The organism is Amycolatopsis sp. lyj-108, assembly GCF_046549005.1.
Classification (GTDB): Bacteria; Actinomycetota; Actinomycetes; order Mycobacteriales; family Pseudonocardiaceae; genus Amycolatopsis.
Genome location: NZ_JAJPWQ010000003.1, coordinates 12,967 through 31,851 on the forward strand (window position 1 = coordinate 12,967; position 18,885 = coordinate 31,851).

20 protein-coding genes are annotated in these 18,885 nt (G+C 68.8%); 11 read left to right on the forward strand and 9 right to left on the reverse strand.

Annotation, left to right across the window (positions count from 1 at the left end; all coding sequences use genetic code 11):
• Nucleotides 1–71: 71 nt before the first annotated feature.
• Nucleotides 72–674, forward strand: a complete 603-nt coding sequence (locus ACLJO0_RS11765) for a TetR/AcrR family transcriptional regulator (RefSeq protein ID WP_410578271.1) — start codon at nucleotides 72–74, stop codon at nucleotides 672–674.
• Here the strand turns inward: ACLJO0_RS11765 and ACLJO0_RS11770 are convergent.
• Genes ACLJO0_RS11770 through ACLJO0_RS11790 form a run of 5 tightly spaced genes read right to left on the reverse strand, consistent with a single transcriptional unit; the run spans nucleotide 646 to nucleotide 5,948 of the window.
• Entirely contained in the window at nucleotides 646–1,635 is a 990-nt protein-coding gene (locus tag ACLJO0_RS11770) for an alpha/beta hydrolase (RefSeq protein WP_410578272.1), read from the reverse strand. The two genes, ACLJO0_RS11765 and ACLJO0_RS11770, sit on opposite strands and share 29 nt — an antisense overlap.
• Entirely contained in the window at nucleotides 1,632–2,489 is an 858-nt protein-coding gene (locus tag ACLJO0_RS11775) for a short-chain dehydrogenase/reductase (RefSeq protein ID WP_410578274.1), read from the reverse strand. The genes ACLJO0_RS11770 and ACLJO0_RS11775 overlap by 4 nt, the downstream gene beginning before the upstream one ends.
• On the reverse strand, nucleotides 2,486–3,973 hold the full coding sequence (locus ACLJO0_RS11780; RefSeq protein WP_410578275.1) for a flavin-containing monooxygenase: 1,488 nt from the start codon (nucleotides 3,971–3,973) through the stop codon (nucleotides 2,486–2,488). The genes ACLJO0_RS11775 and ACLJO0_RS11780 overlap by 4 nt, the downstream gene beginning before the upstream one ends.
• A gap of 14 nt (nucleotides 3,974–3,987) precedes the next feature.
• Nucleotides 3,988–5,043 carry a PDR/VanB family oxidoreductase gene (locus ACLJO0_RS11785; RefSeq protein WP_410578277.1) on the reverse strand — a complete coding sequence of 352 codons (1,056 nt, stop codon included), beginning with the start codon at nucleotides 5,041–5,043 and terminating at the stop codon, nucleotides 3,988–3,990.
• A 17-nt stretch (nucleotides 5,044–5,060) separates the two neighbouring features.
• Entirely contained in the window at nucleotides 5,061–5,948 is an 888-nt protein-coding gene (locus ACLJO0_RS11790; protein ID WP_410578279.1) for a metal-dependent hydrolase, read from the reverse strand.
• A 307-nt stretch (nucleotides 5,949–6,255) separates the two neighbouring features.
• Here ACLJO0_RS11790 and ACLJO0_RS11795 point away from each other — a divergent pair, with 307 nt between their 5' ends.
• Nucleotides 6,256–6,456 (forward strand): hypothetical protein, encoded by a 201-nt coding sequence (locus ACLJO0_RS11795; protein WP_410578280.1) that lies wholly within the window; start codon nucleotides 6,256–6,258, stop codon nucleotides 6,454–6,456.
• Between the two features lie 526 nt (nucleotides 6,457–6,982).
• Here the strand turns inward: ACLJO0_RS11795 and ACLJO0_RS11800 are convergent.
• Nucleotides 6,983–7,849 (reverse strand): LysR family transcriptional regulator, encoded by an 867-nt coding sequence (locus ACLJO0_RS11800; protein WP_410578281.1) that lies wholly within the window; start codon nucleotides 7,847–7,849, stop codon nucleotides 6,983–6,985.
• A gap of 92 nt (nucleotides 7,850–7,941) precedes the next feature.
• On the opposite strand from ACLJO0_RS11800, the gene ACLJO0_RS11805 reads away from it, so the two are divergent.
• A complete protein-coding gene (locus ACLJO0_RS11805) occupies nucleotides 7,942–8,475 on the forward strand; it encodes a cysteine dioxygenase (protein ID WP_410578283.1) in 534 nt (177 codons plus the stop codon).
• Nucleotides 8,476–8,578: 103 nt separating this feature from the next.
• Here ACLJO0_RS11805 and ACLJO0_RS11810 read toward each other — a convergent pair whose 3' ends face one another.
• Nucleotides 8,579–9,004, reverse strand: coding sequence for a GNAT family N-acetyltransferase (locus tag ACLJO0_RS11810; protein WP_410578285.1), 426 nt, complete (start codon nucleotides 9,002–9,004; stop codon nucleotides 8,579–8,581).
• A 192-nt stretch (nucleotides 9,005–9,196) separates the two neighbouring features.
• Between ACLJO0_RS11810 and ACLJO0_RS11815 the strand changes: the two genes are divergently transcribed.
• A complete protein-coding gene (locus ACLJO0_RS11815) occupies nucleotides 9,197–9,424 on the forward strand; it encodes a TetR family transcriptional regulator (protein WP_410578287.1) in 228 nt (75 codons plus the stop codon).
• A gap of 360 nt (nucleotides 9,425–9,784) precedes the next feature.
• Here the strand turns inward: ACLJO0_RS11815 and ACLJO0_RS11820 are convergent, their stop codons facing one another.
• The gene (locus ACLJO0_RS11820; RefSeq protein ID WP_410578288.1) at nucleotides 9,785–10,072 is read right to left on the reverse strand and encodes a hypothetical protein; all 288 of its coding nucleotides are present in this window, start codon (nucleotides 10,070–10,072) and stop codon (nucleotides 9,785–9,787) included.
• 99 nt (nucleotides 10,073–10,171) lie between these two features.
• Here ACLJO0_RS11820 and ACLJO0_RS11825 point away from each other — a divergent pair, with 99 nt between their 5' ends.
• The 7 genes from ACLJO0_RS11825 (at nucleotide 10,172) to ACLJO0_RS11855 (ending at nucleotide 18,319) form a co-directional block, all read left to right on the forward strand.
• Entirely contained in the window at nucleotides 10,172–11,287 is a 1,116-nt protein-coding gene (locus tag ACLJO0_RS11825) for a FecCD family ABC transporter permease (protein WP_410578289.1), read from the forward strand.
• Nucleotides 11,284–12,096, forward strand: coding sequence for an ABC transporter ATP-binding protein (locus ACLJO0_RS11830; RefSeq protein ID WP_410578291.1), 813 nt, complete (start codon nucleotides 11,284–11,286; stop codon nucleotides 12,094–12,096). Before ACLJO0_RS11825 ends, ACLJO0_RS11830 begins: the two co-directional genes overlap by 4 nt.
• Nucleotides 12,089–13,087, forward strand: coding sequence for an ABC transporter substrate-binding protein (locus ACLJO0_RS11835; RefSeq protein WP_410578293.1), 999 nt, complete (start codon nucleotides 12,089–12,091; stop codon nucleotides 13,085–13,087). The genes ACLJO0_RS11830 and ACLJO0_RS11835 overlap by 8 nt, the downstream gene beginning before the upstream one ends.
• Complete coding sequence (locus tag ACLJO0_RS11840) at nucleotides 13,084–14,730, forward strand: ABC transporter ATP-binding protein/permease (RefSeq protein WP_410578294.1); 1,647 nt, start codon at nucleotides 13,084–13,086, stop codon at nucleotides 14,728–14,730. The genes ACLJO0_RS11835 and ACLJO0_RS11840 overlap by 4 nt, the downstream gene beginning before the upstream one ends.
• Nucleotides 14,727–16,361: an ABC transporter ATP-binding protein gene (locus tag ACLJO0_RS11845; protein ID WP_410578296.1), complete on the forward strand. Its 1,635-nt coding sequence runs from the start codon at nucleotides 14,727–14,729 to the stop codon at nucleotides 16,359–16,361. Before ACLJO0_RS11840 ends, ACLJO0_RS11845 begins: the two co-directional genes overlap by 4 nt.
• Nucleotides 16,362–16,531: 170 nt before the next feature.
• The gene (locus tag ACLJO0_RS11850) at nucleotides 16,532–17,335 is read left to right on the forward strand and encodes an SDR family oxidoreductase (protein WP_410578298.1); all 804 of its coding nucleotides are present in this window, start codon (nucleotides 16,532–16,534) and stop codon (nucleotides 17,333–17,335) included.
• Between the two features lie 93 nt (nucleotides 17,336–17,428).
• The gene (locus ACLJO0_RS11855) at nucleotides 17,429–18,319 is read left to right on the forward strand and encodes a helix-turn-helix transcriptional regulator (protein ID WP_410578300.1); all 891 of its coding nucleotides are present in this window, start codon (nucleotides 17,429–17,431) and stop codon (nucleotides 18,317–18,319) included.
• 227 nt (nucleotides 18,320–18,546) lie between these two features.
• On the opposite strand, the gene ACLJO0_RS11860 is transcribed toward ACLJO0_RS11855, so the two are convergent.
• A complete protein-coding gene (locus ACLJO0_RS11860) occupies nucleotides 18,547–18,882 on the reverse strand; it encodes an ArsR/SmtB family transcription factor (protein WP_410578301.1) in 336 nt (111 codons plus the stop codon).
• Nucleotides 18,883–18,885: the final 3 nt, after the last annotated feature.

Sequence of the window (18,885 nt, forward strand, 5' to 3'; positions counted from 1 at the left end):
TGTTGCAATGTTGCATTCGGAATTGCAACATAACTGGCGGATTGTTGCGGCCGGTCCGTAGAGTGGTGCGGGTGACGACCAGTACCACTGACTCCACGGAACGCATCCTCGACGCCGCCCTCGCACTGTTCGAGGACGTGGGCATCCGGCGGACGACCCTGGAGGACATCGCCCGCCGCGCGGGAGTCGACCGGGTCACCGTCTACCGGCGACTCGGGTCCAAGAGCGACGTCGTCGAAGCGGTGAACGCCCGGGAAGCGCGACGGATCTTCGCGGATGTGTTCGGCACGGCGAGCAAAGCGTCCACGGCCGCAGACCGCGTCGCGGTCGCCTTCGCCACCGTGGTGTCCCGGCTGTGGTCCCACGGCCTGATCAACCGCCTGCTGCGGTTGGAGCCGGAGTCGTCGCTCCCCAAGATGACCACCGACGCGACCGGGCTCATCCGAATCGCCGTCGCGGGGACCGTGGAGATGCTCGAGCAGGCAGTGCGGGACAACCTGTTGCCCCCGGCGGACGACTATCCCGCCCGGGCGGAGGTCATGGTGCGGCTCGCGCACTCGTTCATCGTGACCCCCCGAGGCCACCTCCCACTCGACGACGAAGCCGACTTGCTGGACTTCGCCCGGGCCTACCTCGCCCCGATCGTCACCGGAGCGCACCCTCCGGCTGGATGACCGCGGGTTCGGCATTCGTGCCGACCATGTGAGAGCGGAGGAAGATCGCGGCTCGACGCAGCGCCAGGCTCGCCTCGGGGACCACCCGGTTGAGCGTGACGTACGAGTGCACCTGCCCACGCACCACGAACAGCCGGTTGGTGACACCGGCCAGATCCAGTCGCTCGTGCAGTCGCTCGGCGTCCCCGGCGAAACACTCGGTGCCGCCGACATGGGTCAGGATTGGCGGGAATCGTCGCAGCAGCGCGAGGGTCGCGGTCAACGGCGAAAGTCGGGGGTCGGCGAACTCCGCGGCGGGGTGGAAGGCCGCGGAGCACCGCGCGGCGAAGGTCGGGGTCATCACCGGGTCGGGTCGCACCGCGTCGCGGCGGATCGCCTCGGTGAGGGTGGGGTCGAGCAGCGGCGAGAACAGCGTCACCGCGGCGGGCATCGCGCTTCGCCGCTGGGCCAAGGTCGTCAGTAACCCGACCGCCAGATGGCCACCGGCGGAATCACCCGCGATGGCGATGCGCTCCGGCTGGTGTCCTTGGTCCAGCAGCCATTCGTAGGCCGCGACGGCGTCGTCGAGCGCCGCCGGAAACGGGTGTTCGGGCGCGCGGCGGTAGGCGACCGCGAGCACCGGGAGCGCGGTCAGCCGGGAGAGCGGCCCGGTCACGCACCGGTAGGCGCGCGGTGACGAGGCGACGTAGCCACCGCCGTGGAGGTAGAGGACGGCGCCGGCGGCGACCGGCCGCGCGTTGTGGGCCCGCACCCACTCGCCGTCGAACCGCGCTGTCCGCAGTGGCTGGATCTTCGCGGTGCCTGGCCATCCGGCAAGCATCCCGGCGATGGTGATCGCGCCGCGCAGATAGCGCAGATGGGCGCCCTCGAGCCGGACGGTATCGATCTGCGGTCGCACCATGCGCAGCCCACAAGCCGCCACGAGCCCACTGATCAGGCTCGGCCGCTGGTTGCGCGTCACCGCGCGGACTTCCGGCGCGCCTCGAGGTCGCGGATCAGTTGGTGCACCCGCCGGTCCCTGACCAGGACCCGGTCCATGGCCGAGTTGATGACGCCGCGGAACAGCGAGTAGGGCAGCCACCGGGCCGGGGCGACCGTCACTCCCGCGCGGTCGGCGATGCCGTTCGCGATGGAGGCGGCCGCGGCGTCGGCGGAGATCCGATGGTTCAGCGGCCAGCCGAGCAGTTCGTCGAGGCGTCGCCCGATCGGGTCGTCGTCCAGGGTCGCGGTCGCCAGCGGCGTGTCCACGAAACCGAAGTACGCCACCCCCGCAGTGGCGCCGTGCGGGGCCAACTCCAGCTTCAGCGCGCGGCCGATCTGTTCCGCGGCCGCCTTGGCGGACATGTAGGCCACGCTGCCCACGCCCGGTGAGAACGCGGCACACGAAGCCACCACGACGACATGCCCGCCCGAGGCGATGACCGCCTCCAGCGCGGGCCGCACCGTGTTGAGGACGCCCGTCTGGTTGATCGCGACGACACGGTCGTAGTCGGCCAGGTCCATGGTCCTGATCGTCGCCGGCGCCGGGGTCACACCCGCGTTGGCGACGACCACATCGAGGTGTCCGTGATGGGCGATCACCCTGTTCAGCACGTCGGCCATCCCGGACCGGTCGGTCACGTCCGCTACGGCGGTGAAAACCCGGTCACCGCCCAGAGCCCTCGACGCCTGGTCCAGAGCCGCCTCGTTGACATCGACCAGCGCCAGCCGCGCATGCCTGCCGTGCAGCTGTTCGGCCAGGGCCAAGCCGATGCCCGACCCGGCGCCGGTGATCAGCACGACCTTGTCGCGCACCTCGTAGGTCGGCCGCCTCATGCCGGAACATCCTCAACGGAGGGTTCCACTCGGCGTACGACGTAGTTGTCGAGGTCGATCTTGCGGGTGCGGGCCCGAAAGCCCGCCGAGAAACCCGGGTAGTGGGTGAAGTTGCGCCCGCCGCGGCTCAGGTAGTAGCTGTGGCAGCCGCCGGTGAGGAAGACCGACCGGCTCAGACCCCGGTCCGCCCACTCCACAAAGGACCGCTCCGCCGCGGCCGTGACCTCGATCCCGGCCAGGTCGCGGCGCTCCATCTCCCGCAGGGCGTCGAGGAGGTACTCCACCTGGTTCTCGATGGTGATCACCGCCGAGGTGTAGACACCGGAGTTCGGGCCAAGGATCAGGAACAGGTTCGGGAAGTTGTGGATGGTGGTACCCAGGTAGGCGGCCATCTCCCCGGCCCGCCACTGGTCGGCGACGCTGGTGCCGTCGCGTCCGTGGATCAGGCCGAAGCCAGGGTGGTCGGTCATCCGGAACCCGGTGCCGAAGATGATCGTGTCGAGCTGGTGCTCGGCGCCGTCCGAGGTGACGATTCCCCGCTCGGTCACCTCGACGATCCCGTCGGTGACCACCGTCGTGTTCGCCGCGGTGAGCGCCGGGTAGTACGCGTTGGAGAAAGTGGGCCGCTTGCATCCGACGGCGTACGACGGGGTGAGCCTGGCCCGCAGGTCCGGGTCCTTGACCTGCCGCATCAGCAGCGCCCGGGCCATCCACCCGAGGGGTTTCTGCAGTCGCGGCTCGTGGATGAAGCCTGGGACGAGCGCCTCGAAGGTGAGGGCCCAGGCTTTGCGGGCGGCGGTCTGGGCGCCCGGCAGGTGCCGGTAGAGGCGACGGGTCAGCGCACCCACCGGGCGGTCGGGGTGCGGCAGCACCCAGATGGGCGTGCGCTGGAAGACGCTCAACCGGCCTGCCAGCGGTTGCACCCGCGGGATGAACTGCACGGCCGACGCGCCGGTACCGATCACGCCTACGCGTTCACCGGCGAGGTCGTGGTCGTGGTCCCATGCCTGCGAGTGGAACACCTTGCCACGGAATCTTTCGAGTCCCGGCAGATCCGGGATCGATGGCGCGCTGAAGGGCCCGATGGCGCCGACCAGAACCCGCGCGGTGAGGTCGCCCGTGCTGGTCGAGATCCGCCACAGGCAGGCGTCGTCATCCCAGGAGGCGTCGGTGACCTCGGTGGAGAATCGCACGTGGGGCAGCACGCCGAAATCGACGGCGCAGCGGTGCAGGTACTCCTGCAGCTCGCCCTGCAGCGGGTAAAGCCGGCTCCAGTCCGGGTTGGGCGCGAAGGAGAAGGAGTAGATCAGCGATGGTATGTCGCACTGCGCACCCGGGTAGCTGTTGATCTGCCAAGTGCCGCCGACCGCCCCCGCGCGTTCGAGCACGACGAAATCGTCGATGCCCTCCTGTTTGAGGCGGATGGCTGTGCCGAGGCCGCCGAATCCCGCGCCGACGATGGCCACGCGGACGTGCTGGGTCATGAAAGTCCTCCGGCTCACAGGTCGAGGGTGAGGTGGTCGCCTGCTGCCCGGGAGACGCAGATGAGCATGTCGGTCTCCCGCTCGGCGGGCCGCAGCTTGGTGTCGCGGTGGTCCACTCCCCCGTCGAGCACCCGGTGCCTGCAACTGCCGCAGAAGCCCTGCTGACAGGAGTAGCGGACCGCGGGCACCGCCCGGCGGATGGCGGCGAGGGCGGACTCGCCCGCGCCGACGGTGACTGTCACGCCGGCGCGCGCGAGGTGCACGTCGAACGGCCGGCCGCCGACGACCGGCGGGGCCGAGAATCGCTCGCTGTGCAACGATCCGGTCGGGTCGAACGCGGGCTGGACGGCACGTGCGGCGTCGATGAGTGGCGGCGGGCCGCAGACGTAGACCGCGGCACCGGGCTTGGCGCGCCGAACCAGGTCGGCGGCGTCGGGTGCGCCGTACTCGTCGTCCGGGCGCAACTCCAGGCGGCCCCCGCCGATCGCCTCGAGTTCGGCGACGAAGGGCATCGTGGCCAGGGAGCGGCCGACGTAGACCAGGGTCCAGTCCGCACCTCGGCGGGCGGCTTCGCGCACCATCGGCAAGATGGGGGTGATCCCGATTCCGCCGGCGATGAACAGGTAGGACTCCACGTCGATGAAGGTGAAGGCATTGCGAGGGCCGCGGACGGTGAGGGGGTGGCCCTCGGCGACCTCGCTGTGCATCGCCACCGATCCACCACCGCCGCCGTCGATGCGGCGGACCGCGATGCGATAGCTACCGCGGTCCGCGGGGTCGCCGCACAGGGAGTACTGCCGCTGGATACCCGAGGGCAGGAAGACGTCGAGGTGGGCACCGGGGACCCAGGCCGGGAGGTCGCCGCCGCCCGGGCGGCGCAGCGTGAAGCTGACGACGTCCGTCACCTCGGCGGTGATCGAGGAGACGACCAGGTCCAGCTCGAATCCCTTACGGCGTACCGGTTTCGACTTGGAGAGGTACGGTGCCACTGAGCTCGCCGCGAACACCTGGGAGTACGCCCGAGCACCCCGGGCCAGCGCCCGCAACGTCCGCGACGGCGCACGGGTCACGGCTGTACACGCCTCACTCATGCCTTGCCGCCGTTGGCGGCCGGAGACTGCGCGAGGTAGCGCAGGGCCTTGTCGATCGGGCCCATCTGCGAGGGATGGAAACCGGGGCGGAGGTACTGCGGGATCTCCTTGAAGACGAAACGGAGCCCCGGGATCAGGCCACGACGGACGTCCTTGACGAACGCTAGCGGCCAAGTCCACCGGTGCCTGGTCACCCTCGGGTCACTGGCGTACATCCAGCCGGCCGTGTAAAGCCAGAGGACCAGCAGGCCCGCCGAGGCGAGGAACGCCGTGCGCACCCGCCGGGCATAGCTGCCATCGACATACTGAAAGACGTCGTAGGCCACATTGCGGTGCTCCATCTCCTCCGCGCCGTGCCAGCGGAGCAGGTCAAGCATGGTCGGGTCCACGCCGATCTCGTCGAACCGGCGATTGTCGAGCAGCCACTCACCGACTGTCGCGGTGAAGTGCTCGGCCGCGGCGTAGAGACCCAGCCGCTCGCGGAACCAGGCTTCCCCGGCGCGCCCGTTCAGACCGTGGTCGCCGAAGACCTTGTCCATGACGAATTCCATCAGCCGCATGATCTTCGGGATGTCGACGCCGTTGTCCTGCAAGTACACCCGGAAGGACTCGTGCGAGCTGGCGTGGGTCTCCTCCTGGCCGATGAAGCCGACCAGTTCCTCCCGCAGCCGCGGGTCCTCGATCCGCGGCAGCGCCCGGCCCAGGACGTCGGCCATGGCGCGCTCACCCTCGGGCAGGACGAGGTGCATGACGTTCCAGAAGTGCGTGGCGTACGAGTGACCGGGGATGTACTCGATCGGCACGCCGGTCCAATCGAAGGACACGTCGCGGGCACGGATGGCGAGCGCCTCGTCCTGATACGCCTGCTGTTGCCTGATGGCCATGGTTCCTACCTCCGCATGATGACCGTCCGACTGTAACAATGCAATGCTTCATGTTGCAATGCTTCTCGTTGCCGCGCTGCGCGACCTGGCGAAGGGCGACGAAGCCCCACGGATTGGTGCGATGGCGGACCTGCGGAGCTGCTGGAGGTACGGCCAAGAATCCTTCGTCGCCCTGCGACCCAATGCGTCTTTCGTTTCGCCCCACTTTGAGAATTGGCGCTCCGAACTTCAGTGGCTGTTCAGTAGCTGAAGCAATCTGGAGCACTGCGGCGACTTCACACTCCGGATCCCGCCGTCACGCACGGCGATGCGGGAGTTCTTCGGCAGATGGAGGGCCGATCTGCCGAACGCCCGTAAGTACCCGATGGCCGTCCGGGACTACATGATGGCCAAGATCACCTCGGTGTCCAGGGTCCAGGCAGAGCTATGCGGCGTCCGGCTGGGTGATGTGCACTGGGATCTGGGTCAGCAAGGCCGGTTCTGGTGGCGGGCAAGGGTGCCCGCGTGAGCGGCATGCATTCCTGTTCGCTGAGGGACGGGAGCTGCTGTGGTGGTACGTCGAGGAGTTCCGAGGGGAGTTCGGGGACGACTCGACCGCTCCGATGGCGCCGCTGTAGCCATCGGAGCGCTTGTCGAGCGCGGTGGCCGCGCTGAACGTGCCGGTGTCGCCGCCGATTCAGTCGAGCACCTCCGCCGCGCTCTCAGGGCCTCGTCGAAGCGCCACCTGACCGGCCCGGTGACCAGTTGTGTGAGCATCTGCTTCGCCACGCCTGTGCCACGCACGACTACGAGAGCGCAACGGCAACTGTGAAACCCGGCAACCTCCACACTGTGGATACATGCCCCCCCATTACGCATGGCCGCCCTCGACCGTGTTCTTCCACTGGCCGTCCTCGAAGTAGGCGTCAGCTTCGCCTAGGTACAGGAAGGGAACCTTCGCCCCCGGCCAAGCGCGGGTCGTGAGTGGCGTTTCGGGTTAGAACCCGAAACGCCACTCACGACCTGGACCAGCAATCGGACACGTCACGCCTGCCTCAAGCCCGGATGCTGGCCCGGAGTGCGTCGATGAGCGCCACCGCAGCGGGCGGAGCGGGCGGATCGCCGTAGGTGACGGCGTAGATCTGACGCGGGTCTTCGGCCAGTTCGGTGGCGTGGACGCCCGGCATCCGGTGCGCGCGAAGGGCGAGCCGCGGCAGCGTGGTCACCCCCATCCGGGCCGCGACCAGCGCCTGCATGACGACGATGTCGTCACTCACCATCGAGATCCGCGGCGCGAACCCGGCCCGCCCGCAGATCGTGACGAGTTCGTCCTGGCATCGAGCGCAGCCGCCGATCCAGGTCGAGTCGCGGTGATCGGCGATGGTCTGCCCCGGTTCGCTGGTGAGCAGGTAGATCGGGTCGTCCAGCAGGTGCACCAGCCGGAGTCCCCGCTCCTCGCGCGGAGTGTCGGCGTACCGGAAGATCAGGGCTACGTCGATCCTGCCTTCCCGCAGCATGCGCAGCGCCTCGCCCGGATGTTCGTCGACCAGTCCCAGTTCGAGTCCGGGATGGTCGCGGGCCAGCGCGGCGGCCGCACCGGGGACGATGGTGCTCAAGATCGACTGGAACCCCGCCAGCCGGACCCTCCCGGCGCGCAATCCCACCTGCGCGGCCAGCTCGGCCTCGGCGCCTTCGACCCGGCCGACGATCTCGGCCGCGCGGGCGGCGAGCAGTTCCCCTTCGGGTGTGAGCCGGATGCCGCGGCCGATCCGCTGGACCAACTTCGCCCCCGTCGCCGCCTCCAACCTCGCGAGATGGTGGCTCACCGCCGGCTGCGTGTAGTGCAGTTCCTTCGCCGCCGCGGTCATCGAACCGTGCCTGGCGACCGCCGCCAGCACCGTGAGCTGCACCAGGTTCAGCATGGATAAAGAATACCTATGAAAAGGAAAGAACGTCGTCATTGGACGCCGGGCGGCCAACGGACCACGATGAGAAGCGACGAGAAGGAGTACAAATGACCGTCGCATCCGAAACCACCGCCAGACCCGGCCTCGCCGAGCTGATAAAACGTCTCCGCCAATGCACCGGAAGAACGTCCGAACCCCTGGCCACCGCACAGGCCGTGGCGGCCGTTCTCACCGAACTCCGGCCGACTTCGCGGCTGCTCACCGCAGAGGAACGAGCCGGATCCCCCGAGGGATACACCCGCACCACCCTGCACACCGAGTCCGACTTCTCGATCGTCGCACTGGTCTGGCGGCCCGGCCAGCTCAGCGAGATCCACGACCATCTGGTGTGGTGCACATTCCTTGTTCTCCAAGGAACCGAGACCGAGAGCATCTTCGACATCGACGGCGACCGCCTGGTCCGGAAGGCGCAGCGGCTACGGCCCACCGGGTCGGTCAGCGGCGTCGCGCCACCCGACGACATCCACCAGGTGCACAACGAAGGCGACACCGTCGCCATCACCTTGCACGTCTACGGCGCCAACCTCGGCAAAGGGACCAGCGTGCGCCGCAATTACCGAATGTGCGCCGCTTCGCAGTAAAAGGCGTAAACATTTTCGGCCATTTCGCCTATTGCATCCGGCGCCATCGAACGGTCAATTCCCGGCGCCATCGTGAAATGACATGCCTGCGGCGCGGACTTTGTCAGGAGTTCGCCTCGAATGTGCGCCGCATACCGACCGTCCCGGGAGCGGTCTCGACGAAACCGTGCCGCCGGTAAAGCCGCCACCCGGGCTGGTCACCGAGAAGATTGACGTACGCGCCCGGAGCCGCGGCGTCGATCTCGGCGAGGAGGGCGTCGAGGACCGCGTCCCCGATACCGCGCCGCTGATGGGCGGGGAGAACGGCCATGTCGACGATGTGGAAGTACCACCCGCCGTCACTGATCACCCGGCCCATCCCGACGGTCTCACCGGTGGGCCGGTGGGTCACCTTGACCGAGGCCCAAGCGCCGTCGACCCCGCGCTCGGCCTGCTCTCTCGCCGGTTCCGTGAGGCCCGCCTCGCGACGCAGCCGCAGGTAGTCGTCGACCGACGGCGAGCCTGCTTCCAGGCGGTACGAGTCGTCCATGGCCGCTTGCCCCCTTCCCGTGAACCAGGCGCGCCGACGGCGTTGCACCCGGCGCGTGCGATCGTAAAACTGTGCCACTGACGGCCATGGGAAGAAGTACCGGGGGATGACAGGTCGACGGCGCTGGTCCAGCGACGACATCCTCGACGCGGCAGGAAACTCCTGGAGGACGGCGACGCGGAGTCGTTCGGCGTGCGCAAGCTCGCCGCGGTGCTCAGCACCGATTCCTCGAGTCTGTATCGGCATTTCCGGAACAAGGCCGAACTCCTGCGCGCCGTCGCCGACCGCGCCCTCCTCACCGCCATAGCGGGCTACGAACCCGAAGGCGACTGGAAGCAGTGCGTCACCGACACTCGCCGGCGGCGAGTGTCGGTGCCCGGGGCTGGTCCAGCGGTGCGCAACGGGGTCCCAGGTGGCTGAGGTCATCAGGCGGTTGAGGTCGGGCAGGCCAGGGCCGTATAAGCAGTCGAACCGGTGGCCAAACAGCGAGCTACGTCCGCACCCCCTCGTGGTGAACATGGCCGATCTCGGCATGACAGTCCGGACATGACGGCTCCAGCGACGGGATCGTGGACTGGGCCACATCCTCGGCGGCCATCAGGGTGCTCTCGACAGCGACGTCCTTCCCAACGGCTCACAACGCCAGGCACACGATCGCTGAGCGATCAGTACCCGGATATCGGCGACGATGCGATGAAACGGGCGCTCCGGAGGACTGCCTACGACACCGACCACGAGCGGGAGGCCGAAGCAATCGCGACGATCATCCTCGAATGGGCATCAATCCTGAACATCGCGGCCCCTCGGCCGTCTGACGGCGCTGCCGGAAGAATCGTTGAAGCGGCAGGCGTACAGGTACCGCACACCGACGACGTCTTCGTCGGTGGCGAGTGGCGTCCGGCGACGGGAGGCGTCCGAAACGGACGCGACCGCGGCGGTGGACGCCGCCGTCTCCGCCCGCGACGCGTGGGCCGCCACTCCCCCGGCCGATCGGGCCCCATAGGTGACGGCCGAGAGCGGCGCGGCATCGAAGGCGTCACGCGTCTCGACCTGCCGCCGATCGGTCAAGCTGTGATGATAATCATTACCGATAAACTCTGTTGATAACGATTATCGCGTGCAGTTAGGCTCCGGTGTCCCTCCACCACAGACCGATCGGCGTCCCCCATGGTTGTTCGTTCGCGGCCGTCCGCGTCGCCCTCCGGCGTTCGCGACCGGCAGGCGGCACTTGCCCGGTCCCGGCTTCTGCACCGGGGGACGGTCACGGTGCTCGCTGTCGCGATCCTCGCGATGCTGGTCGTATCCGGTTCGGTGGGGACGGTCGAGGTCGGGCTCGCGGACGCGGCGCGGATCGTGGTCGGTCATCTGGCGCCGAACGTGCCGTGGATGTCCGACGGCAGCCTGACCGTGTTGCAGGACCAGGCGGTATGGCAGTTCCGGCTCCCTCGCGCGCTGCTGGCGGGGCTCGCCGGGGCGGGACTGGCGCTGGCCGGGGCGATCATGCAGGTGATCGTGCGCAACCCGCTCGCCGAGCCGTACCTGCTCGGCGTGTCCTCCGGCGCGGGTGTCGGCGCGGTTCTCGTGATCACCTTCGGTTCGGCCGCCGTGGGCGGGCTTCCCCTTGGTGCGGCGGCCTTCGCCGGGGCGTTGGTGGCCAGTGTGTGCGTCGCGCTGGTCGCCCGGCATCGCGGCATCCTGTCGCCGACGAGGATGATCCTTTCCGGTGTCGCCCTCGGTTCCCTGTTCAGCGCGATCACGAGCTATCTGACGCTGACCACCGAGGCACAGAACGTCTTCAGCGTCCTGTTCTTCTTGCTCGGCAGCGTTTCCGCCGCGTCGATGGCCTCCTTGGCCGTGCCGGCGGTGGCGTTCGCGGCCGCCTGTGTCGTCGTCGGACTGCGGACCAGGGCCATGAACGCGCTGCTGAGCGGCGACGAGTCCGCGACCGCGCTGGGAGTCGACGTGAACCGGCTCCGTGCCGTGCTTCTCGTGACCGCTGCCCTCCTGACCGGGTCGATCGTGTCGGTCAGCGGCGGCATCGGTTTCGTCGGCCTCGTGATCCCGCATGTGGCGCGGATCCTCGTCGGCTCGGACCATCGCCGGATGCTGCCGGTCGCGGTGCTCGGCGGCGCCGTGTTCCTCATGGTCGCCGACCTGCTCTCGCGCACGGTCGCGGCGCCCGGCGAAATACCGATCGGGATCCTCACCGCGGTCGTGGGCGCGCCGTTCTTCCTGTGGCTGATGCGCCGGGACACGGCCACGCGGGCGGGGTTCGGCCGGTGAAGGTCCATTTCCACGACGTCAGCGCCACGCTGGGCGGCAACCGGGTGCTGCGGAATGTGAACCTCGAGGTCCGGTCCGGCCGTTTCCTCGGGCTCGTGGGCCCGAACGGCAGCGGCAAGTCGACCTTGCTGCGCACGCTTTACCGCGCCGTCGCGCCGTCATCGGGCCGGGTGCTGCTGGGCGAGCACGACGTGTGGCGCACCGACAGGCGGACCGTCGCCAGGGCGGTGGCGGTGATGACTCAGGAGACGTCGTCCGAGTTCGACCTGACGGTCCTCGACGTCGTGCTCCTGGGCCGGGTGCCCTTCCAGCACGGATTCGGCCGCGACACCGAAGCCGATCTCGATCTCGCGTGGACCGCGCTCGACCGGGTCGGCGCCACCGACATCGCCGACCGGCCCATCGGACGGCTCTCGGGCGGACAGCGGCAGCGGGTGATGCTGGCCCGCGCGCTGGCGGCGGACTCGCCCGTCCTCGTCCTCGACGAACCGACCAACCACCTCGACATCGCCTTCCAGCTGGAGCTCATGCGGATCGCGGCCGGGCTCGATCGCACCATCGTCGCCGCCCTGCACGACCTCAACCTCGCGGCCACCTACTGCGACGACATCGCGGTGCTCGACGCCGGCCGCGTCGTCGCCACCGGAACACCGGACGAAGCGCTCACCCCACGCGTCGTGGAAGACGTGTTCGGAGTCGCCGTCGACCAGCTCACCCATCCACGCGACGGCAGGCCGGTGCTGGTCTTCGGCAGTCGTGCGGAGACCCGTTCACCGCTCAGCACACCCGGAAATGAGAATCATGCGTAAAACCCTGCCCCTTGCCGCGTTCGGTGTCAGCATGTCGCTGATCGCGGGTTGCGGCTCTTCGGTCACTCCGGCCGCGCCGTCGAACAACGCGAGCACGGCGGTCACCGTCTCCAACTGCGGCCGCGACGTCACCGTCGGCGCCGCGCCCCGCGCCGCGGTCGGGCTCAGCCCGTCGCAGACGGAACTGTTGCTGCGGCTGGGTCTCGCGGGTTCGCTCGTCGGCCAAGCACAGACCGCCACCGCACCGCTCCCGGAAGACGTGGCCGGACAGGCCGCCACCATCCCGGTGCTGAGCGAGTCGGGACCGCCGAGCCGGGAGAAGCTCCTGTCCGCGAAGCCGGACTTCGTCTTTTCCCCCACCACCTACGAATTCACCGCGGAGAAGGGCTTCGCCAGCCTGGAGCAACTGGGGCAAAGCGGCGTCGCCGCTTATGTCGCCGCGGGCGGTTGCGCCGAACGCCGCATGAACGGCACGGTCGAGGATCTTTTCACCGACCTGGAGAACCTCGGCAGGATCTTCGCCGTGCCGGACAAGGCGAAGGGCTTGGTCGATCAAGGCCGAGCGGATCTGGCCGCCGTGGACAAGGCCATCGCGGGCCGCCCCAAGCCCACCGTCGCCCAGGTGTTCCTGGAAGGCACCACCGTCACCGCCATCGGCGCCGGCATCGAGTACGACATCATCCGCAGGGCGGGCGGGAACAACGTGTTCTCACCGAAGGACCCGCAGTTCGCCAAGTTCTTCGCCGCGCAGATCACCCCCGAGGCGCTCGCCGCGAAGAACCCCGACGCGATCGTGTTCGCCGTCAACGGGGCCGCGCAGAAACAGGCGAGCATCGACTACCTCACCCGCACCTTCCCCACCATGACCGCCGTCCGCGAACAGCGCTTGATCGCGATCGACGCCGCAGACACCTATCCCGGCACCCTCGGGAACATCTCGGTGGTGCGGGAGATCGCGCAACGGCTCCATGCGGACGCGTTCACCCGGTGATCCATCGCAGGCTCTTGCAGCTGGCGGGTGTCGTGCTCGCGCCCGTCCTGCTGCTCGCGGTGCTGTTGATACTCGTGTCGGCCTGCTACGTCGGCGGAGCGGTCCTGACGGCGTCCGTCCTCACCGATCTCACCCGCGGCGGGGACTTCACCACCGTGGCACCCGCGATCGCCGCCTTGACCGGCGTCGTCGGCGTGCGCGCGGTCCTGCTGTGGACGCGGGAGGTCGCCGCGGCCCGGTTCGGCATCGCCATCCGCACCAGGCTGCGCGGCGAACTTCTGCACCGCATCACCTTGCTGGGACCGGCTTGGACGCGGGGAGAGCGCACGGGGGCGATCACGCACACGGTCGTCGACGGGGTGGAAGCCCTCGACGCCTACTACAGCCGCTATCTGCCGCAACTGCTCGTGACCTGCCTGGTTCCGGCCGCCGTCGCCGGATGGCTGTTCACCGTATCCGTCCCCGCCGCCGCGATCCTCGCGACGGCGGTGCTGTGCGCCGTGGCCGTCCCCCGTTTCTGGGATGCCCGGCTGCTCCGGACGGGCCGAACCCGGTGGAGCGCCTACGAAAAGCTGGCCGCCGACTATCTGGAGGCAACCCAGTCGATCAGCGTCCTCCGGCTCTTCGGCGCGGGCCGCCGGGCGGGCGAAACACTCGCCCGCCGCGGTGACCGCCTGCACCAGGTCACGATGGCCCAGCTGCGCGTCTCGCTGGTGGAAGCGGGAGTCAGCGCCTTGGCACTGCACCTCGGCCTCGCGGCCACGGTGGTCGTCGCGTGCGCCGGAGTCGTCGGCGGCCAGGCGCCCGCCGCGTCGGTGTTCCTGTTCTTGTTGTGCGCCAGGGAATGCTTCCGCCCCGTACTCGACCTGTCCGCCCACTGGCACGTCGGCTACCAAGGGCTGGGCGCGGTCGAAGGCATCGACGAGATCATGACGGCGCGTCCGCAGGTCGCCGACACCGGCACGCGCACCGAACCCGCTCGGCACGGGGCCCGGCTGCGGCTGCGGGACGTCGGGTACCGGTACCCGAACGGCGCGGGCGTTTCCGGCATCAGCTTCGCATGCTCACCGGGGAACACGACCGGGATCGTGGGCCCGTCGGGCGCCGGGAAGAGCACGATCGCCCGGCTTCTCATCCGCGAGGCCGACCCGCAGCAGGGGACGATCGAACTCGACGGAACCCCGATCACCGGGTACACCCTCGCGGCGCTGCGCGCGAGCATCGGCGTCGTCGGCCAGCACACCTATCTTTTCCATGGCACCGTGGAAGAAAACCTCCGGCTCACCCGGCCCGGCGCCACGCACGACGAGATCCGCACCGCCGCCCACGTCGCGGACGCGATCGAGTTCGTCGAGGCACTCCCCCACGGCTTCGCGACGGTCCTCACCGAGAACGGGAACCAGCTGTCCGGCGGCCAGCGGCAACGCCTCGCCATCGCCAGGGCGGTGCTCGCCGCGCCTCCGGTGCTGCTGCTCGACGAAGCGACCTCGGCACTGGACGTCGAGACCGAGAAACGCGTTCTCACCCGGCTGGCGGAGCATTGCGATGGCACCACCCGGGTCGTGATCGCCCACCGCGAGAGCGCCCTGCGTGACGCGGGCGCGATCGTCACGATCGAGTCCGGGCAGGTGGTCCACTCGTGAGCGGACCGCTCAGGCGACTCCTGCCGGTCATCGGCGAGCAGCGGGCCACCTTCGTCTGGACGGTCGTGAGCAACGCGGCCGTCCAACTCGGTGCGCTGACGACGACCGTGCTCGGCACGTGGCTCGCGGGGCAGGCCGCGGCGACCAGCACCGCGCCACTGGCCATCGTCGCGACCGTCCTCTGCGGACTCGCCGTAGTGACCGCGGCGATGACCTGGCGCGAGTCCTGGGTCTCCCACGAGCTGGCCTACCGGCTGATCGGCACCTTGCGTTCCCGGGTGTTCGACCGGCTCCGCGTGAGCCTGCCCGACCGCCGGAAGCCACGCAGGAGCGGCGATCTCGTGTCCGTCGCCTTCGCCGACATCGACCGTCTCGAATGGCTCTACGCCCACACCGCGGCCCAAGCACTCACCTCGGCCATGATGATCGCCGCCACCGCGACCCTGTCGCTCCTCGTCACGCCGTGGCTGCTGCTGGCGTGGGTACCGTTCGTCGTCGTGACCGCGGCGCTGCCGTGGCTGTCCGGCCGAGCGGGAACGCGACAGGGCACCGAACTCACCGAGGCCGCCGCGACCCTCAACGCCGAACTCGTCGACACCGTCCGGGGGCTCGGCGAACTCAGCAGTGCGGGAGCCCTGCACCGGCGCACCGCCGCCCTGGAAGAACAGACAAGTGCGCTGACCGCTGTGCAAACGAGGATCGGCTCCCGGATCGGTGGGGAACGCGCTGTCACGGACGCGGCTCTGGCGCTCAGCGCGATCGGCGCGCTCGCGGTCTGCGCGGCGAATCTCGACACGATCGACCGCGCACTCGCACCGGTCGCCATGGTGCTGGCCACCGCGGCACTCGGCCCGATCGCGCAGATTTCGGATCTGCTGCGCAACGTCGGCACGTTACGGGCCGCCGGTACCCGGATCACCGAAATCCTCGACCGGGCACCGGCGGTCCACGAACCCCGCGTGCCCCGGCCCCTGCCGCCCCTCGATCGCGCGACCGGACTCGTCTTCGATCACGTGTCCTTCGGTTACCGCGACGACGCTCCACCGGTCCTGCACGACGTGTCGTTCACCGTCCGCCCTGGGGAAAGGGTCGCCCTCACCGGGCCGTCCGGTGCGGGCAAGACCACGTGCGCACTGCTCGCGACCCGGATGTGGGACCCCGACGCCGGCCACATCACCCTGGACGGCGTCGACCTCACCGAGCTGACCGACGACGAACTCCGCCGCGCGATCAGCGCCGTTCCCCAGGAACCCGGCCTGCTCACCGGGACGATCGCCACCAACATCCGGCTCGGCAACCCCCAAGCCGACGACACCGAAGTCGAACAAGCCGCGCGGCGGGCGGGGATCCTGGCCCCGGGAGCCGGATTCCCGGCCGGACTCGCCACCGTCGTCGGCGAATCCGGTGACGGACTGTCCGGTGGCCAGCGAGCACGAGTCGCCGTCGCCAGGGCACTGCTGATGAATCCGCGCGTTCTCATCCTCGACGAGGCCACCGCCAACCTCGACCCCGAAGCCGACGAAGCCATCACCGCGGCACTCGCCTCCGCCGGGAACGACATCGGTGTCCTCGTCATCGCCCATCGCCCCGCCACACTGGCCGGCTGTCACCGCACCGTTCGGCTGGACTGAAGGCCACGCTCGAACGTCCGTTTCCAGCACCGGCGAATCGCCGAACACATCAGGCAAGAGAGGCTCTCACAGTACCTGTATCACCAGGGTCTCCCAGACGTCCAAGACGCCTGTCAACCTGTTTGAGCCGGTGTCAGCGCATGCTTCCACGATAGAACGGACGACGATCAATGGCGGACAACCAGTTCACCACTCACTCAGACCTTTTCGATCTGAGTGGGAAGTACGCACTTGTCACTGGCGGCACCAGGGGCATCGGGATGATGATCGCGCGCGGCCTTCTGCAGGCGGGCGCCCGCGTCGTCGTCAGCTCACGCAAGGCGGACGCGTGCGCGGAGGCACAGCGTCTACTGTCGGAATTCGGCGACGTTCAAGCAATCCCCGCCGACCTGTCCAGGTACGACGAGTGTCAGCGCCTCGCTGATCTGGTCAAGGCCGGCTCGGAACGACTGGACATCCTCGTCAACAACGCGGGAGCGATGTGGCGCGAGCCGCTGGAGACGTTCCCGGCCGAGGCCTGGGACGCAGTGATCGACCTCAACCTCAAGGCGCCGTTCTGGCTGGTGCAGGCGCTGCTGCCCGCACTGCGCAGGGCGGGCACCGCCGATGATCCCGCGCGGATCATCAACATCGGCAGTATCGCCGCCATCCACGTCGCCGAGGCGCCCAACTACTCGTACGCCAGCAGCAAAGCGGCACTCCATCAACTCACCAGGGTGCTTGCCAGGGAACTGGGCCCACAGCACATCACGGTGAACGCGGTGGCCCCAGGAGTGTTCCCGTCGCAGATGATGGCGGCCACGATCGATGCCATCGGCGACACGATCGCGGCGAAGGCTCCCCTGCGCCGGCTCGGCCGCGACGACGACATGGCAGGTGTCGCCGTGTTCCTCGCCAGCCGGGCCGGGTCCTACCTGACGGGCACCATCGTCCCGGTCGACGGCGGCACCGCCACGACCGCATCGGGTACCTAGGCGTCGGCCCCTCGTGAACACCTCCAAGCCGGGTCTCGACGGGGGTACCAGCAGTACCTCCCTACGCCCGCGGACAGGGCCTATGGTGAAGGGGTGGTCAAGATCGATCTGCGCGCTGAGATCAAGGACTTCCTGAGCTCGCGCCGCGCGCGGATCACGCCAGAGCGGGCCGGGCTGCCCGCCTACGGAGGCAACCGCCGGGTCAAAGGTCTGCGTCGCGAAGAGGTAGCTCTACTGGCAGGGGTATCGGTCGACTACTACGTGCGTATGGAGCGCGGCAGCCTCACCGGCGCCTCTGATGGGGTGCTCGACGCAGTGGCCTCTGCCTTGCAACTTGACGAGGCCGAACGCGATCACCTCTTCCACCTTGCGCGGCAGTCCAGGGCACCCAGCGGTCCACGCCGGCGGCGACCCGCCGTGACGGTGCGTCCGGCGCTTCAGCAGGTGCTCGACGCCATCACCGATGCGCCGGCGTGGATCTGCAACGGCCGTTATGACGTGCTGGCCGTGAATCACCTTGCCCGCGCGCTGTATTCACCGGTGCTGGCCGACACGCGACGGCCGGCGAACACCGCGCGATTCGTCTATCTGGATCCCGAAGCGGCAAAAACGTTCTTTGTCGACTACGACCGAATCGCCTGCGATGTGGCCGCGAAGCTACGCATGGAAGCAGGCCGCAATCCGCACGACGAGGAACTGATCGCCCTGGTCGGTGAATTATCGACACGCAGTGAACTATTTCGGCAGCAGTGGGCATCTCAGGACGTTCGGCTCCACCGGTCCGGACGCAAGCGCATGCACCATCCAGTAGTGGGCCGACTCGACCTGGACGTCGAGTCCATGGAGCTGCCTGCCGAACCCGGCCTGCTCCTGACCGTCTACACCGCGCCCGCCGGCACGGCGACCGCGGACGGTCTGGCCCTACTGGCGTCGTGGGCCGCCGGCCAGGAGAGGCCGGCGACCGAGATTCAAGCACTCAGCTGATATTCCGACCACCGTCGCGGGACTAGCCGACTTAATGGCCGGCGGGTGCATGACACAATCCCACTCCGACCTAGTGTCTCGTAATTCTCTTTGGTTTACGCAGGTTTGATGGGGACTGGTGTTGGCCGGCGGGGTGGAGTCGGCAATGGATCAGCGGGCTGAGTCGCGGGGCTTGGTGAACAGCCCGGACGTGCCGGCACCGGTGCGCGCCGGGAAGGCCGATCTCATCAGCGAGGAGCAGTGCCGTCCTGGTGTTCGGCTTCCAGGAGTGCGAGCAGTCCGGGAAACCTGCTCTCGACGTCCGTGCGTCGTAGGCGGATGCCCTTGCGGTTGCCGTAGTTGATCTCGTCGATGAGGCCTGCTTCGCGCAGGACCCGGAAGTGGTGGGTCTGGGTCTGCTTCGAGATCGGGAGAGCGAAGGAGTTGCAGCCTCGCTCGCTGTCGGTGTGGTCGGCGGCCAGCTCCGTCATCACCGAACGACGGTGCTCGTCAGCGAGAGCGCGAAGCACCACGCCCAGCTCGAGCGCATCGACCTCTGGACCGACCAGGTTCGTTCCGGCCACGGA